Annotated in this window: 13 protein-coding genes; 7 read left to right on the top strand and 6 right to left on the bottom strand. The window is 63.1% G+C overall.

The genetic code is table 11. The annotated features are described in order from the left end of the window. Positions 1–95 precede the first annotated feature (95 nt). From ftsZ to lpxC, 3 genes are all read left to right on the top strand, one after another. Positions 96–1,292, top strand: a complete 1,197-nt coding sequence (gene ftsZ, locus BLQ92_RS22675; protein WP_074302666.1) for a cell division protein FtsZ — start codon at positions 96–98, stop codon at positions 1,290–1,292. A gap of 259 nt (positions 1,293–1,551) precedes the next feature. After that, positions 1,552–2,055 (top strand): peroxiredoxin, encoded by a 504-nt coding sequence (locus tag BLQ92_RS22670; RefSeq protein WP_090686765.1) that lies wholly within the window; start codon positions 1,552–1,554, stop codon positions 2,053–2,055. A 276-nt stretch (positions 2,056–2,331) separates the two neighbouring features. Then, positions 2,332–3,249: a UDP-3-O-acyl-N-acetylglucosamine deacetylase gene (lpxC, locus tag BLQ92_RS22665; protein WP_090686800.1), complete on the top strand. Its 918-nt coding sequence runs from the start codon at positions 2,332–2,334 to the stop codon at positions 3,247–3,249. Positions 3,250–3,315: 66 nt separating this feature from the next. Here the strand turns inward: lpxC and BLQ92_RS22660 are convergent, their stop codons facing one another. Next, entirely contained in the window at positions 3,316–3,813 is a 498-nt protein-coding gene (locus BLQ92_RS22660) for a DciA family protein (RefSeq protein WP_090686764.1), read from the bottom strand. 278 nt (positions 3,814–4,091) lie between these two features. Here BLQ92_RS22660 and secA point away from each other — a divergent pair, with 278 nt between their 5' ends. From secA to BLQ92_RS22640, 4 genes are all read left to right on the top strand, one after another. Beyond that, positions 4,092–6,890: a preprotein translocase subunit SecA gene (gene secA / locus BLQ92_RS22655; protein WP_090686799.1), complete on the top strand. Its 2,799-nt coding sequence runs from the start codon at positions 4,092–4,094 to the stop codon at positions 6,888–6,890. A 159-nt stretch (positions 6,891–7,049) separates the two neighbouring features. Beyond that, complete coding sequence (gene argJ / locus BLQ92_RS22650; RefSeq protein WP_090686763.1) at positions 7,050–8,291, top strand: bifunctional glutamate N-acetyltransferase/amino-acid acetyltransferase ArgJ; 1,242 nt, start codon at positions 7,050–7,052, stop codon at positions 8,289–8,291. An 8-nt stretch (positions 8,292–8,299) separates the two neighbouring features. Continuing rightward, positions 8,300–9,169 carry an ATP-binding protein gene (locus BLQ92_RS22645; RefSeq protein WP_090686762.1) on the top strand — a complete coding sequence of 290 codons (870 nt, stop codon included), beginning with the start codon at positions 8,300–8,302 and terminating at the stop codon, positions 9,167–9,169. Then, complete coding sequence (locus tag BLQ92_RS22640) at positions 9,166–9,594, top strand: NUDIX domain-containing protein (protein WP_090686761.1); 429 nt, start codon at positions 9,166–9,168, stop codon at positions 9,592–9,594. The genes BLQ92_RS22645 and BLQ92_RS22640 overlap by 4 nt, the downstream gene beginning before the upstream one ends. A 92-nt stretch (positions 9,595–9,686) precedes the next feature. Here the strand turns inward: BLQ92_RS22640 and yacG are convergent, their stop codons facing one another. From yacG to BLQ92_RS22615, 5 genes are all read right to left on the bottom strand, one after another. Then, positions 9,687–9,884 (bottom strand): DNA gyrase inhibitor YacG, encoded by a 198-nt coding sequence (gene yacG / locus BLQ92_RS22635; protein ID WP_090686760.1) that lies wholly within the window; start codon positions 9,882–9,884, stop codon positions 9,687–9,689. 98 nt (positions 9,885–9,982) lie between these two features. Next, a complete protein-coding gene (gene zapD, locus BLQ92_RS22630) occupies positions 9,983–10,738 on the bottom strand; it encodes a cell division protein ZapD (protein ID WP_090686759.1) in 756 nt (251 codons plus the stop codon). 238 nt (positions 10,739–10,976) lie between these two features. Further along, the gene (gene coaE, locus BLQ92_RS22625) at positions 10,977–11,579 is read right to left on the bottom strand and encodes a dephospho-CoA kinase (RefSeq protein WP_090686758.1); all 603 of its coding nucleotides are present in this window, start codon (positions 11,577–11,579) and stop codon (positions 10,977–10,979) included. 3 nt (positions 11,580–11,582) lie between these two features. After that, positions 11,583–12,512 carry a prepilin peptidase gene (locus tag BLQ92_RS22620; RefSeq protein WP_090686757.1) on the bottom strand — a complete coding sequence of 310 codons (930 nt, stop codon included), beginning with the start codon at positions 12,510–12,512 and terminating at the stop codon, positions 11,583–11,585. Between the two features lie 28 nt (positions 12,513–12,540). Next, positions 12,541–13,767: a type II secretion system F family protein gene (locus tag BLQ92_RS22615; RefSeq protein WP_090686798.1), complete on the bottom strand. Its 1,227-nt coding sequence runs from the start codon at positions 13,765–13,767 to the stop codon at positions 12,541–12,543. Position 13,768 lies beyond the last annotated feature (1 nt).

Genomic DNA, 13,768 nt, shown 5'->3' with positions numbered 1-13,768 from the left:
GCTGGTGCCGGCGGCTGGCGCGCGACAGGGGGTTGCCCGATCTCCTGCCGAATAACGGCCGAGTGGCTGCAATTTTTTATCTTGACGGAGGCAACATGGAATTCCAGATGCTGGAAACCGAAACCAACGGCACCATCATCAAGGTGGTCGGAGTCGGTGGCGCTGGCGGCAATGCCGTTCAGCACATGATCAACCGCGGCGTGCAAGGCGTCGACTTCATCGTGATGAACACGGACGCACAGGCTCTGTCGCGTTCGCGTGCCACCGCGGTGATCCAGCTCGGCAACACCGGTCTGGGCGCTGGTGCCAAGCCGGAAATGGGCCGCGCAGCAGCAGAAGAAGCACGTGAGCGTATCGCAGACGCACTGCGCGGCGCACACATGGTGTTCATCACCGCAGGCATGGGTGGCGGCACGGGCACGGGGGCAGCTCCGGTCGTGGCGCAGATCGCCAAGGAAATGGGTATCTTGACTGTTGGCGTGGTCAGCAAGCCGTTCGAATTCGAAGGCGGCAAGCGCATGCGTGTGGCAGAAGCTGGTTCGCAGCAACTGGAGGATCACGTCGACTCGCTGATCGTCGTTCTGAACGACAAGCTGTTCGAGGTGATGGGCGATGACGCCGAGATGGACAAGTGCTTCCAGTGCGCAGACGACGTTCTGAACAACGCGGTTGCAGGCATCGCCGAAATCATCAACGTCGACGGTCTGGTGAACGTCGACTTTGAAGACGTGAAGACGGTGATGGGCGAGCAAGGCAAGGCGATGATGGGCACGGCGACGGTTGCCGGCGTCGATCGCGCGCGTCTGGCTGCCGAGCAGGCTGTGGCTAGCCCGCTGCTGGAAGGCGTGGATCTGTCGGGCGCACGTGGCGTGCTGGTCAACATCACGTCGAGCCGTTCGCTGCGTTTGTCGGAAACCCGCGAAGTGATGAACACCATCAAGAGCTACGCGGCGGAAGACGCTACCGTGATTTTCGGTGCGGTATACGATGATGCAATGGGCGACGCGCTGCGCGTGACGGTGGTGGCAACGGGTCTGGGCCGTGCGGCGAAGAAGCAGCAGTCGGCACCGATGACGCTGCTGCGTACCGGCACGGACAACCAGCCGATCGGCGCAATGCAACATGCGTACGCTCCGCAACACCACGCAAGCACGGCAGACTACGGCGCGCTGGATACGCCGGCAGTGTGGCGCACTTCGCGTGACACGGCGGCTTCGCACGTGCAGGCGCTGCAGGAAAAGGGCGTCGATACGTACGATATTCCGGCCTTCCTGCGCAAGCAGGCGGACTGACGCGCGCGAGCAGGCTTTCGCTGCGGCACGTGGATTGCGTGCCAGCAGGGAAATGCACGAGCGTGGCGGGTGGAACGACCAGGCAGGCTGCGTTTCGTAAGAACGCGGCAAGGACAGGTGCCCTCTTCGGATTCGCGAAGCGGAAGGGGTGGCTGTCGCCGGCAGATAGCGCAAAAAGTAGGGGCAGGTGCGCAAATGCGCGATCCACTGCGGCGCAACAACGTGCGGGCACGCTCCGCATCGATGTGAAGGACTGAGCATGATCAAGGTGGGTGAAAAGCTACCCGACGCAACCGTCTTCGAATTGATCGAAGACGACCGTGCGGGCTGCACGATCGGGCCGAACAGCTTCGACGTGCGCGAACAGACGGCGGGCAAACGCGTGGTGATCTTCGGATTGCCGGGCGCGTTCACCCCAACCTGTTCGGCCAAGCATGTACCGGGTTATGTCGAGCACGCCGAGCAGTTGCGCGCTGCCGGCATCGACGAAATCTGGTGCGTGTCCGTCAACGACGCGTTCGTTATGGGCGCGTGGGGACGCGATCAGCACACCTCGGGCAAGGTGCGCATGATGGCGGACGGTAGTGCGGCTTTCACGCGGGCGCTCGGTCTGGAGCAGGACCTGTCGGCGCGCGGCATGGGGATTCGTTCCCAGCGCTACGCGATGGTGGTCGACGACGGCGTGGTCAAGACGCTGCACGTCGAGGCACCCGGCAAGTTCGAAGTCAGCGATGCAGGGAGTATCCTCGCTACGTTGAGCTAGTTCTGGAGTGCTGAAGGGCCTTTTTCCCGGCGCTTCGTTGTGCCAGGGCAACGGCCAGAAGGCATTCGTGTGACAAGTCGTAACGCGGGCTGATGTCCGGAAACGCCTCCGTTCCGGGCATCGGCCCGTCACGCTTTGCCCATTCGGTAACTTGGGTAATGCAGCGAAACAGATTGATACCGTCAGTGCAACGACGCTCCTTAGGGTAATGGAGTATACTTCGCGCTATGGAATAAAAAGTCCCGATTGGGATTTTCAATCGAACAGAAGATCACCATGTTGAAGCAGCGCACTATCAAATCGATTGTCAAGACTGTCGGCATCGGGGTGCACTCGGGCCGCAAGGTCGAGTTGACGCTCCGCCCGGCGGGTCCTGACACGGGTATCGTGTTCACACGTGTGGACTTGCCGACCCCGGTAGACATTCTTGCGGCCACGACGTCGATCGGCGACACGCGCCTCGCCTCCGTGCTCCAGAAGGATGGCGTGCGTGTCTCGACCATCGAACATTTGATGTCGGCCTGCGCGGGCCTCGGCATCGACAACCTTTATGTCGATGTCACCGCCGAAGAAATTCCGATCATGGACGGCAGCGCCGCGACGTTCGTGTTCCTGATCCAGTCGGTAGGGGTTGAGGAACAGAACGCGGCGAAGAAGTTCATCAAGGTCACGAAACCGGTCGAAATCCGTGAAGGCGACAAGTTCGCCCGCCTGGACCCGTTTTTTGGTTTCAAGCTGAAATTCACGATCGATTTCCGTCACCCGGCGGTCGACAAGACTGGCCAGGCGCTGGAAGTGGACTTCGCGCATACGTCCTACGTGCGCGATATCGCCCGGGCCCGCACATTCGGCTATGCGCATGAAGTGGAAATGCTCCGTGAACTGGGCCTCGCCCGCGGCGCCAGCATGGACAACGCCATCGCCCTGGACGAGTACCGCATCCTGAACAACGACGGCCTGCGCTACGACGACGAGTTCGTGAAGCACAAGATGCTCGACGCGATCGGCGACCTGTATGTGGTTGGCCACCCGCTGCTCGCCTCGTACACGGCGTACAAGTCGGGCCACGGGCTCAATAACGCGCTGCTGCGCGAACTGTTGAAGCACGAGGACGCATACGAAATCGTGACCTTCGAAGACAAGCAGAAAGCACCGCGTGGCTTTGCGTTCGATACGCAAACGGCATTTGCCTGAGTCTGCGGGAGCGCCGCGTAGCGTGCGCTTCTAACGTATGAAAAATAAGCGGCCCTGCGGGGCCGCTTATTTTTTGGTTTCGCGATTTCGCAGGTGCCGCGCCGCCATCTTTGCGAGCGCCGCCTGTAAGGGCGAGGGCGCGAGCGATTCGCTCAGCGCGTGCAAGGCGTCGGCGCCTGCCGGCGTCATGCGGGCCTGTTTGATGGGGGGCGGCTCTTTCACCGCTTGCGGCCGCACGCGGATCCGCAACGCGTTGACTGACCAGCCGCGCTGCTGCAGATCGGACAACAGACGCGGCTCCAGATGGCGCAAGCGAGCCGCCAGCGCGTTATGCGCAGCAAATAGTGCCAGTACGCCGTCCTTGATGAATCCAGGTTCGACGCTCGAGGCCAGGTAGTCGGGCAGCAACTGCCGCAGGTCCCGCTCGAGCGCGGCGATCTGCTCCACCCCGGCGCGCAGGGCGGCAAAGGCATCGGTGCGGTTGAGCACCTCGGCGACCGGCTGCGGGCGGCGGGTGTTGAACTGCTTCGGCGGCGGCCTTGAAAACGACGGGGAGCGGCTCATGTAGGATAGTAGGGCGTGAGTGCACACTATGCGCACCCACGCCGGGATTGTACCGCGCGGGATGTGCTCCCGGCCGGCTCCGATGGGCTCCGGCTGGGGCTGAGCACGGCGTCCCTGCGTCGCGCCTGTGTCACAGGCGCACGCTGGGCCGCGTGCTAAAATGCCCGATTCGAATTCACTCTTGGACTAAGCCGCCGAGGCACTTCCGACCCCGGACCCGCATGTGGCCCAACCGCATGCCGAGAACCAGCCGAAGCCGCGACGCAGACACCGATCCGATGACCACCGGTTTTCTACAAAAGATTTTTGGCAGCCGCAACCAGCGGCTAGTCAAGCAATATCAAAAGACCGTCACGGCGATCAATGCGCTCGAGCCGCAGATCGAGCAATTGACGGATGACCAACTGCGCGCCAAAACGGGTGAATTCCGCCAGCGCATCGCCAGCGGCGAGTCGCTCGACAAGCTGCTGCCGGAGGCCTTCGCGGTCTGCCGCGAGGCAAGCAAGCGTGTGCTGAAGATGCGCCACTTCGACGTCCAGCTGATCGGCGGGATGGTGCTGCACTACGGCAAGATCGCCGAAATGCGCACCGGCGAAGGCAAGACGCTGGTCGCCACGCTGCCGGTGTACCTGAACGCGCTCGCTGGGCGCGGCGTGCACGTCGTGACGGTGAACGATTACCTTGCGCAGCGTGACGCCGAATGGATGGCGCGCCTGTATAACTTCCTTGGTCTGTCGGTGGGTATCAACCTGTCGCAGATGGACCATGCCATGAAGCAGCAGGCGTACGCGTCGGACATCACCTACGGTACCAACAACGAATTCGGCTTCGACTACCTGCGCGACAACATGGTCTACGAGACCGATGCGCGGGTGCAGCGCTCGCTGAATTTCGCGGTCGTCGACGAAGTGGACTCGATCCTGATCGACGAAGCGCGTACGCCGCTCATCATCTCCGGCCAGGCCGAAGATCACACCGAACTGTATGTGCGCATGAATGCGCTGCCGCCGCTGCTCGAACGCCAGATTGGCGAAGAAAAGGCAGACGGCACGGGCGTCGAAAAGCCGGGCGACTACACGCTGGACGAAAAGGGCCGTCAGGTGTTCCTGACGGAATCGGGCCACGAAAAGGCGGAGCGCCTGCTCTCCGAATGGGGCCTGATCGGCGAGGGCGAAAGCCTGTACGCGCCGCAGAACATCACGTTGATGCATCACGTGTACGCCGCTTTGCGCGCGCACACGCTGTTCTACAAAGACCAGCACTACGTGGTGCAGAACAACGAAGTCGTGATCGTCGACGAATTCACCGGTCGCCTGATGTCGGGCCGCCGCTGGTCGGATGGCCTGCACCAGGCTGTCGAGGCGAAGGAACACGTCAAGATCCAGAGCGAGAACCAGACGCTCGCGTCGATCACGTTCCAGAACTACTTCCGTATGTACGCGAAGCTGTCCGGCATGACCGGTACGGCTGATACGGAAGCGTACGAGTTCAACGAGATCTACGGGCTGGAAACGGTCGTGATCCCGACGAACCGTCCGCCGAAGCGGATCGACAAGCAGGACCAGATTTACAAGACGGCGAAGGAACGTTACGACGCGGTGATTCGCGATATTCGCGACTGCCACGAACGTGGTCAGCCGGTGCTGGTCGGCACGACCTCGATCGAAAACTCCGAGTTGCTGTCGCACTTGCTGAAGCAAGCAGGCTTGCCGCACGAAGTGCTGAACGCCAAGCAGCACGCACGCGAAGCGGAGATCGTGGCGGAAGCGGGCCGTCCGCAGCGCGTGACGATCGCGACCAATATGGCCGGCCGCGGTACCGACATCGTGCTAGGCGGCAACGCCGAGAAGCAGGCGACCTTCATCGAACTCGATGACTCCATCCCCGCTGACGAAAAGCAACGCCGCATCCAGAAGCTGCATGACGAATGGCAGGCGCTGCACGACCAGGTGAAGGCCGCGGGCGGTCTGCACATCATCGGCACCGAGCGTCACGAATCACGCCGGATCGACAACCAGTTGCGCGGCCGTGCCGGCCGTCAGGGCGACCCGGGTTCGTCGCGCTTCTATCTGTCGCTGGAAGATCCGCTGCTGCGCATTTTCGCCGGCGACCGCGTGCGTTCCATCATGGACCGCCTGAAGATGCCGGAAGGCGAGGCGATCGAAGCGGGCATCGTCACGCGTTCGATCGAATCGGCGCAACGCAAGGTCGAGGCACGCAACTTCGATATTCGTAAGCAATTGCTCGAATACGACGATGTGTCGAACGATCAGCGCAAGGTGATCTATCAGCAGCGCAATGAATTGCTCGAGGCGAACGACATCACGGAAACCATCGGCGCAATGCGTCATGGCGTGATTACCGACATCGTCCATCAGTTCGTGCCGGCGGGCAGCATCGAAGAGCAGTGGGACGTGCCTGAGCTGGAAGAAGTGCTGCGCAACGAGTGGCAGCTCGATCTGGCGATCCAGGAAATGATCAACGAGTCGTCGTCGATCAGCGTGGATGAAATTCTCGAAGCGGTGACGGCTGCTGCGGATGAGGCGTACGAGTCGAAGGTGGCGCAGGTCGGCCGCGAAAACTTCAGCGGCTTCGAACGCTCGATCATGTTGCAGACGCTGGACCGTAGCTGGCGCGAACACCTCGCCGCGCTCGACCATCTGCGCCAGGGCATCCATCTGCGCGGTTACGCGCAGAAGAACCCGAAGCAGGAGTACAAGCGCGAGGCGTTCGAACTGTTCGCTGCGATGCTCGATGCGGTGAAGCTCGAAGTTACGCGGGTAGTGATGAACGTGCAGATCCAGTCGCCAGAACAACTCGAAGAGGCTGCCGAGCAATATGAAGAGCAGGGCAGCCATCTCGAGAACGTCGAGTTCCGCCATGCCGAATTCGCCGAGGCCGCCGCTCCGGTGGCAGCTGAAGCGGCGACGGCCGCGATGATCGGCGACGCCATGAGCCACGGCGCGCATGCCCCGGTCGAGCCGCTCGGCGACGGCGTGCCGAAGGTGGGCCGCAACGACCCCTGCCCGTGCGGCAGCGGCAAGAAGTACAAGCAGTGCCACGGCAAGATTGCTTGAGATTGAATTGAACTAGCGGCGCGCATCAAGCGCGCCGCGTCGTTTTGCCCAGCTCCTTGCTGGTGATTCCGTGGTGGTGCGGCGCGCGCCGTCTCACCCTCTTGTGATTTCCCGATGCCGGCTCGATGCCGGCATTTTCAACTTAGACAGGTCGCGACCATGGCTGTCAATTTCCCCTCGATCGATCCCGCCCAACTTCACCCCGTCGCCGGCGTTACGCTAGGCTGGGCTGAGGCGAACATTCGCAAGCCGAACCGCAAGGACGTGCTCGTCATTTCCGTCGAAGAAGGTGCGACGGTCAGTGGCGTGTTCACGTCGAACCGGTTTTGTGCGGCGCCCGTGACGGTGTGCCGTGAGCATCTCGAACAGGTTCGCGCAGGCGGCAAGGCGATTCGCGCGCTGGTGGTGAACACCGGCAACGCCAACGCGGGCACCGGCGAGCCGGGCCTCGCGCACGCTCGCGAAACCTGCGTCGAGCTGGCGCGTCTGGCCGGTATCGCACCTGAGCAGGTGCTGCCGTTCTCGACTGGCGTGATTCTCGAGCCGCTGCCTATCGACCGTCTGAAGGCTGGCTTGCCGGCTGCTCTGGAGAACCGCCAGGCCGCGCACTGGTACGACGCGGCGCAGGCCATCATGACCACCGACACCCTGCCGAAAGCCGCTTCGCGTCAGGTGACGATCGACGGTCATACGGTGACGCTGACCGGCATCAGCAAGGGCGCGGGCATGATCAAGCCGAACATGGCAACCATGCTCGGTTTCCTCGCCTTCGATGCAGCGGTTTCGCAGCCTGTGCTCGACGCACTGGTCAAGCATGTCGCGGACCGCTCGTTCAACTGCATCACGATCGACGGCGATACCTCGACCAACGACTCGTTCATCCTGATCGCCTCGGGCAAGTCGAGCCTGCCGGCGGTGACGTCCACAGATTCGCCCGCCTACGCGGCGTTGCGCGATGCGGTGACTGAGACTGCACAGGCGCTCGCCCAGTTGATCATCCGTGACGGCGAAGGCGCCACCAAGTTCATGACGGTGCAGGTGGAAGGCGGTTCGAACGTGGCCGAATGCCGCCAGATCGCTTACGCGATCGGCCACTCGCCGCTGGTCAAGACCGCGTTCTACGCTTCGGACCCGAACCTTGGCCGGATTCTCGCGGCGATCGGCTATGCCGGCGTGACGGATCTGGATGTCGCCAAGATCGACCTGTATCTGGACGATGTGCTGGTGGCGAAAGCGGGCGGCCGTAATCCGGAGTACCGTGAGGAAGACGGTCAGCGCGTGATGAAAAAGGCAGAGATCCTGATTCGCGTCGTACTGGGCCGTGGCGACGCGCAAGCCACAATCTGGACCTGCGATCTTTCGCACGAGTACGTGAGCATCAACGCCGACTATCGTTCGTAATTTTCGTCATGGATAAACTCGAACAGTTTCTGACCCGCGCCGAAGCCCTGCTCGGCCGTCTGGAAGCCGTGCTTCCACCTGCGACGCCGGATGTGGACTGGTCGGCGGCGGTTGCTTTCCGTTGGCGCAAGCGCCAGGGGCGCGGCTACCTGCAGCCGGTACCGGCCATCTCGGACATCACACTCGACGACCTGCAGAACATCGATCGCCAGAAAGGGTTGATCGAGCGGAACACCCGCCAGTTCGTCCTCAAGCAGCCCGCCAACAACGTGCTGCTGACGGGCGCGCGCGGCACCGGCAAGTCTTCGCTGATCAAGGCATGCCTGAACGCGTACGCTAAAGACGGCTTGCGCCTGATCGAAGTGGACAAGGACGACCTGCACGATCTGGGCGACATCGTCGACCTGATTTCGCAGCGTCCGGAGCGCTTCGTGGTGTTCTGCGACGATCTCTCGTTTGAGGATGGCGAGTCCGGCTACAAGGCGCTGAAGGTGGCGCTCGACGGCTCGGTGGCCGCCCAGTCCGATAACGTGCTGATCTACGCCACCTCGAACCGGCGTCACCTGCTGCCCGAATACATGAGCGACAACGATACGTACAAACATACGTCCGATGGCGAGATTCATCCGGGGGAGGTGGTTGAAGAAAAGATCTCGTTGTCCGAGCGCTTCGGGCTGTGGGTCAGCTTCTATCCGTTCAAGCAGGATGACTATCTGTCGATCGTCGCACACTGGCTGCAACACTTCGGCTGCGACGCGGCGGAAGTCGAATCGGCTCGCGGCGATGCACTGGTGTGGGCGCTCGAACGCGGCTCGCGCTCGGGACGCGTGGCATGGCAGTTTGCCCGCGACTGGTCCGGCCGGAAGTCGCAGGCATGACGGACACGGCGAACGCGGCTACGGCAAGCCCTCAAAGCCGGCCGGTCACGGAAGTGGCCGTCGGCGTGCTCGTGCAGCCGGACGGGCGTTATCTGCTGGCCCAACGGCCAGCCGGTAAGCCTTACGAAGGCTATTGGGAGTTCCCGGGCGGCAAGCTCGAGCCGGGCGAATCGGTCGAGGCGGCGCTGGCTCGCGAGCTGCACGAGGAACTGGGCATCGAGGTCACGGCGAGCCATCGCTGGCATACCCTTGAGCACGATTACCCGCATGCCTACGTGCGGCTGTACTTCTGCAAGGTGACCCAGTGGACCGGCGAGCCGCACGGGCGCGAAGGCCAGGCGTTTGTCTGGCAGTCGCTGCCTGCGGAGGTGTCGCCGTTGTTGCCGGCAACGATTCCGGTGCTGGAGTGGCTTGCCGCGGAATAGCGGCGAGTGGGGTTGAGCATGGTGCGGCAGCCAGGCCGGCAAGCCTGGCGGGGCGCGCCGCGTCTCGCGAGCGCGCGTTCAGCGGGCTACGCCTAGTGCGGGTTGTAGTCGCCGGTCGGCTCGTCGTCTGACGGCGCTTCTTCGTCGGTGCCGCCGATCTTGTACTTCTCGGCGGCCCATGCACCGAGGTCGATCTGCTTGCAGCGTTCGGAGCAGAACGGGCGGAAGCGGTTTTCAGGCGTCCAGCGGACTTCCTTCGCGCAGGTTGGGCATTTAACGACAGTGATCATTCGGTCGGGCAGTCAATCGAAAACGGGACAAGTCTCTAATATAGGGGCATTTTCGCTGCTTGAAAGGCGACCCCGCCGGCACAGGCACGAAGACTATGTTAGAGGCTGCACAGGGTGAGCTGGAACGGCACATCCACATCCACCGCGCGCGGCCGCAAGTCGCCGTCCTGCACCGTGAAGCGCACCCATAGCATGTACTTGTTGGCGCTCGCCTCGGGAATCACCCGCAACTCCGGCGCGACACGCACTTGCATCAACTGATACGAGCGGCCCGACAGCATTTGCTGGTAGCTTCCCTGCATGGCCATGACCTTCGAGGCTTGACCCGACTCGCGCGCCAGACGCAACACGATGGTTGCAGCGTCGCGCAACGGCAGGAGAGGCGTGACCCACTTGGCGATGTCCTGGCGGCGCTGATCAGGATGCGTTTGCTGCCAGGCGTAGTAAGACGGCAGGTCGAACTTGCAGGTTCCGCCCGGGATGATGGCGCGGCTGCGGATGCTGGCCAGCCACTCATTGTCTGCAAGATGCTGGCCAGTCTTGCCCTGCATCTGCGAGAGCCCCGAGAGCGTTTGCTCGATTTCGCCCAGCACTGCCTCGAGCGCGTTTTGCTCGATGCCCGGATTGCCGCGGAACGGCGCGAGCGTTTGCCGTTGCCGCTCCAGTTCCTTCATCAGATCCGACTTCAGATCCGCGCGACCAGCGACCTCAGAGATTTCGAACAAGGTCGTCAGCGCGACGTGATGTTCCTTGGCATCTTCCTGAGTCAGAAAGAACGTGAAGCGCTCGAAGAGGTCTTCGAGGCGCAATAGCGTCCGGATTCGCTCGTTGAAGGGATACTCGTAAAGGATCAAGCGGGCTCGCCTCGGGCGTGGTCGGTGACGGGAATGCAGAACATTCTAATGCCGTGAGACTACCCTAGCAATCACACACTTTTTCTGGGCGGTTTCGTACGTTTTTTCGCGTGTTTTGCGGCTGTTTGAGTGTGGTCACTGCTCTTTATTGCGACAGCGGGGGTGGACTGGGTTGGCGCTGCGTATCTCGGTGTTTCGTTAGGCCGGAACCACGCCATGCCCGCGCCGTGCTCACCGCTTACGCACCCTCCAGCGACAGATAGAGGCGATGCTGGGCCTCCACCTGCGCGCTGAGTTCTTCCAATGAGGTATTGTCGTTGACGATGACTTCGTCGGCGGCGGCCAGACGCGCCTCGCGAGTGGCCTGACGGGCGATGATCGCCAGTACCTGCTCGCGGCTAAAGGCGTTGCGGCGCATGACCCGCTCGATCTGCGTCTCGACGCTGCAGTCCACAGTCAATACGCGGTCCACGCGGGTTTTCCATGTGCCTGATTCGACCAACAGCGGCACTACCAGCATTACGTACGGTCCGCTTGCCTCGCTCCTCGCGCGCTCGGTCTCGGTTCGGATCAACGGATGGGTGATCCCTTCGAGGCGCCGGCGCGCCTCGTCATCACTGAAGATCAGTGCGCGCATGCGGGCGCGGTCCAGCGAACCGTCTGCTGCAACGAATGCAGCACCGAATTCGCTGGCGATCTGCGCCATCGCCGCACCATGCGGGGCGGTGATCTGATGGGCGATCAGGTCGGTGTCGACGATCGCCACGCCGTGCGCGGCAAAAAGATCGGCGACGGTCGATTTGCCACTACCGATCCCTCCGGTCAGTCCCACAGCAAACATGCGTCAGGCTCCGAATGCTAAATAGAGAGGGGTGCCGAGAAACAGGGTAAGCGCGCCGCCGGCCGCAAGGAACGGGCCGAACGGCAACGGCTCTTCGAAGCGCATGCGGCCGCGCCACGTTGCCGCGAGTCCCACGACCGCACCGGCCACCGCCGCGATCAACACAATTTGCGGCAAGGCGGCCCAGCCGAGCCATGCGCCGAGCGCGGCGAGCAGCTTGAAGTCGCCGTAGCCCATGCCTTCGACACCGCGCACGAGCTTGAACAGCCAGTGAACCACCCACAGTACAAGATAGCCGGCGATTGCGCCCGCGACTGCATCGTACAGGCTCGCAAACATGCCGTCGAAATTAACGATCAGGCCGGCCCATAGCAGCGGCAGGGTCAGCGAGTCGGGCAGCAGGTGCGTGTCGATGTCGATGGCGCTCATGGCGAGCAACGCCGCGCACAGGCCGAACGCGGCGAGCGCCATGGCGCCTGGGCCGAATATGACAAGCGCACCCGCGGCGCAGGTGGCACTGGCGAGTTCGAGCAGGGGATAACGGGCCGAGACGGGGGCCTTGCATGCGGAGCATCGTCCGCGCAGCAACAGGTAGCTCACCACTGGGATGTTTTCCCACGACCGTAGCACGTGGCCGCAGTGCGGGCATGCGCTGCGCGGCAGCCACAGGTTGTAGCGAACTGGCAGGCCATCGTCCTCGAGCGTTTGACCGGTGGCGTCGCAGACCTCTTCGCGCCAGGCGCGTTCGAGCATGATGGGCAAGCGGTGCACGACCACGCTCAGAAAGCTGCCGATCACCAGACCGAAAACGATTGCAAACGTGAGCTGCAGGCCCGCCGGCAAGGTGCCAAAGGTGGCGCCGAGACCGGCCGCAAAGTGGCCATGAAGCGCGTTGAAGGAAGTTTCTGACACGGTTGCGTAGTTAGCCGGCATGGCGAAAGAGTTGGATTCGGCTGCGATGCTACACCACGTTGCCGAGTTGAATAATGGGAAGATACATCGCAATAACGAGACCGCCGACCAGCGTCCCCAACACGATGATCACCAGCGGCTCGCACAGGCTCGCAAGCGTGCCGATCTTTTCGTCAACCTGACGATCGCTGAGCGACGCCACGTCGATCAGCATGGTATCCAATGCACCGGACTCCTCTGCGACGGCGACGGGCTGAACCACCTCGGCGGGAAAGCAATGAACGGCGCGCATCGCCGCGGCGAGGCGTTCGCCGCGCCGCAGGCGGGTTGCGATGTCGACTGTCGCTCGATCGAAGTAGGCGTTGCCGGTAGCGTGAGTCAGCGAGTCAAAGGCGTCGGCGAGCGGCGTACCGGCCGACAGCAGCGTGCCGAGCGCGCGGCTCCAGCGAGCAGCACATAAGGTGGCGAGCAGCGGGCCCGCGATTGGCAAGCGGAGCGATAGACGAGCCATCGCCACACGTGCCTTGTCTGAACGTCGCAGCACGTAAGTCAGCGCGAACCCGGCCGCCACCGCCAGCGCGAGCGCCGGCACGCTCCAGCGCGCGGTGGCCGTGGACAGCGCGATCACGATCTGCGTCGGAGCCGGCAAGCGCGCGCCGAAACCGTCGAAGATCTGTTTGAAGGTCGGCACCACCCAGATCAACAGCGCCGCGGTGATGCCGAGCGCCAGCAGCAGAATGGCGACCGGATACGTGAGCGCGGCCTTCACTTTGGCGCGTTGTGCGGCGCTCCGCTCGCGGTCATCGGCGATGCGCGCCAGTACCGCAGGCAGCGCGCCAGCCGTTTCGCCGACGGCGACAAGCTGGCAATACAGCGCGTTGAATTGCGCGGGGTGCCGCGCCAGCGCGGCCGAGAAGCTCAGGCCGCGGGTGATGTCACGCGCCAATGCGGCGACGATGCGCGACATGCCCTGCTGGCGCGGCGCCGGAGCTTGCGCCAGCAGCTCGAGCGAAGGTGCAAGCGACAACCCGGCACGCAGAAGACTCGCCAACTGACGGGTGAAGCGCGTCACCTCAGTTGCGCGCGCCCGGGGACGGGGCGCCGGCCCGCGCGCGGTGAGTTCGATGATGAACAGTTTGTCGCGCTTGAGCACGGCCCGCACAGCATCCGCGTCGGGCGCAATGAGCGTGCCGCTGTGTGGTGTGCCTGCGGCGTCGACGCCGCGCCACGCAAAGCGCAGGTCGGGCGCTTCGGTCCCGGTTGCACGCATCGTCATC

This window comes from Paraburkholderia phenazinium, from assembly GCF_900100735.1.
GTDB classification, from domain to species: Bacteria; Pseudomonadota; Gammaproteobacteria; order Burkholderiales; family Burkholderiaceae; genus Paraburkholderia; species Paraburkholderia phenazinia.
Note: the sequence above shows the minus strand (reverse complement) of the source record. Positions and strands in the feature narration are given on the sequence as shown.

Excerpts from the sequence above, each read along its gene's own strand:
- ftsZ (WP_074302666.1), top strand. The coding sequence starts at position 96 with ATGGAATTCCAGATGCTGGAAACCGAAACCAACGGCACCATCATCAAG.
- BLQ92_RS22670 (WP_090686765.1), top strand. The coding sequence starts at position 1,552 with ATGATCAAGGTGGGTGAAAAGCTACCCGACGCAACCGTCTTCGAATTG.
- lpxC (WP_090686800.1), top strand. The coding sequence starts at position 2,332 with ATGTTGAAGCAGCGCACTATCAAATCGATTGTCAAGACTGTCGGCATC.
- BLQ92_RS22660 (WP_090686764.1), bottom strand. The coding sequence starts at position 3,813 with ATGAGCCGCTCCCCGTCGTTTTCAAGGCCGCCGCCGAAGCAGTTCAAC.
- secA (WP_090686799.1), top strand. The coding sequence starts at position 4,092 with ATGACCACCGGTTTTCTACAAAAGATTTTTGGCAGCCGCAACCAGCGG.
- argJ (WP_090686763.1), top strand. The coding sequence starts at position 7,050 with ATGGCTGTCAATTTCCCCTCGATCGATCCCGCCCAACTTCACCCCGTC.
- BLQ92_RS22645 (WP_090686762.1), top strand. The coding sequence starts at position 8,300 with ATGGATAAACTCGAACAGTTTCTGACCCGCGCCGAAGCCCTGCTCGGC.
- BLQ92_RS22640 (WP_090686761.1), top strand. The coding sequence starts at position 9,166 with ATGACGGACACGGCGAACGCGGCTACGGCAAGCCCTCAAAGCCGGCCG.
- yacG (WP_090686760.1), bottom strand. The coding sequence starts at position 9,884 with ATGATCACTGTCGTTAAATGCCCAACCTGCGCGAAGGAAGTCCGCTGG.
- coaE (WP_090686758.1), bottom strand. The coding sequence starts at position 11,579 with ATGTTTGCTGTGGGACTGACCGGAGGGATCGGTAGTGGCAAATCGACC.
- BLQ92_RS22620 (WP_090686757.1), bottom strand. The coding sequence starts at position 12,512 with ATGCCGGCTAACTACGCAACCGTGTCAGAAACTTCCTTCAACGCGCTT.
- BLQ92_RS22615 (WP_090686798.1), bottom strand. The coding sequence starts at position 13,767 with ATGACGATGCGTGCAACCGGGACCGAAGCGCCCGACCTGCGCTTTGCG.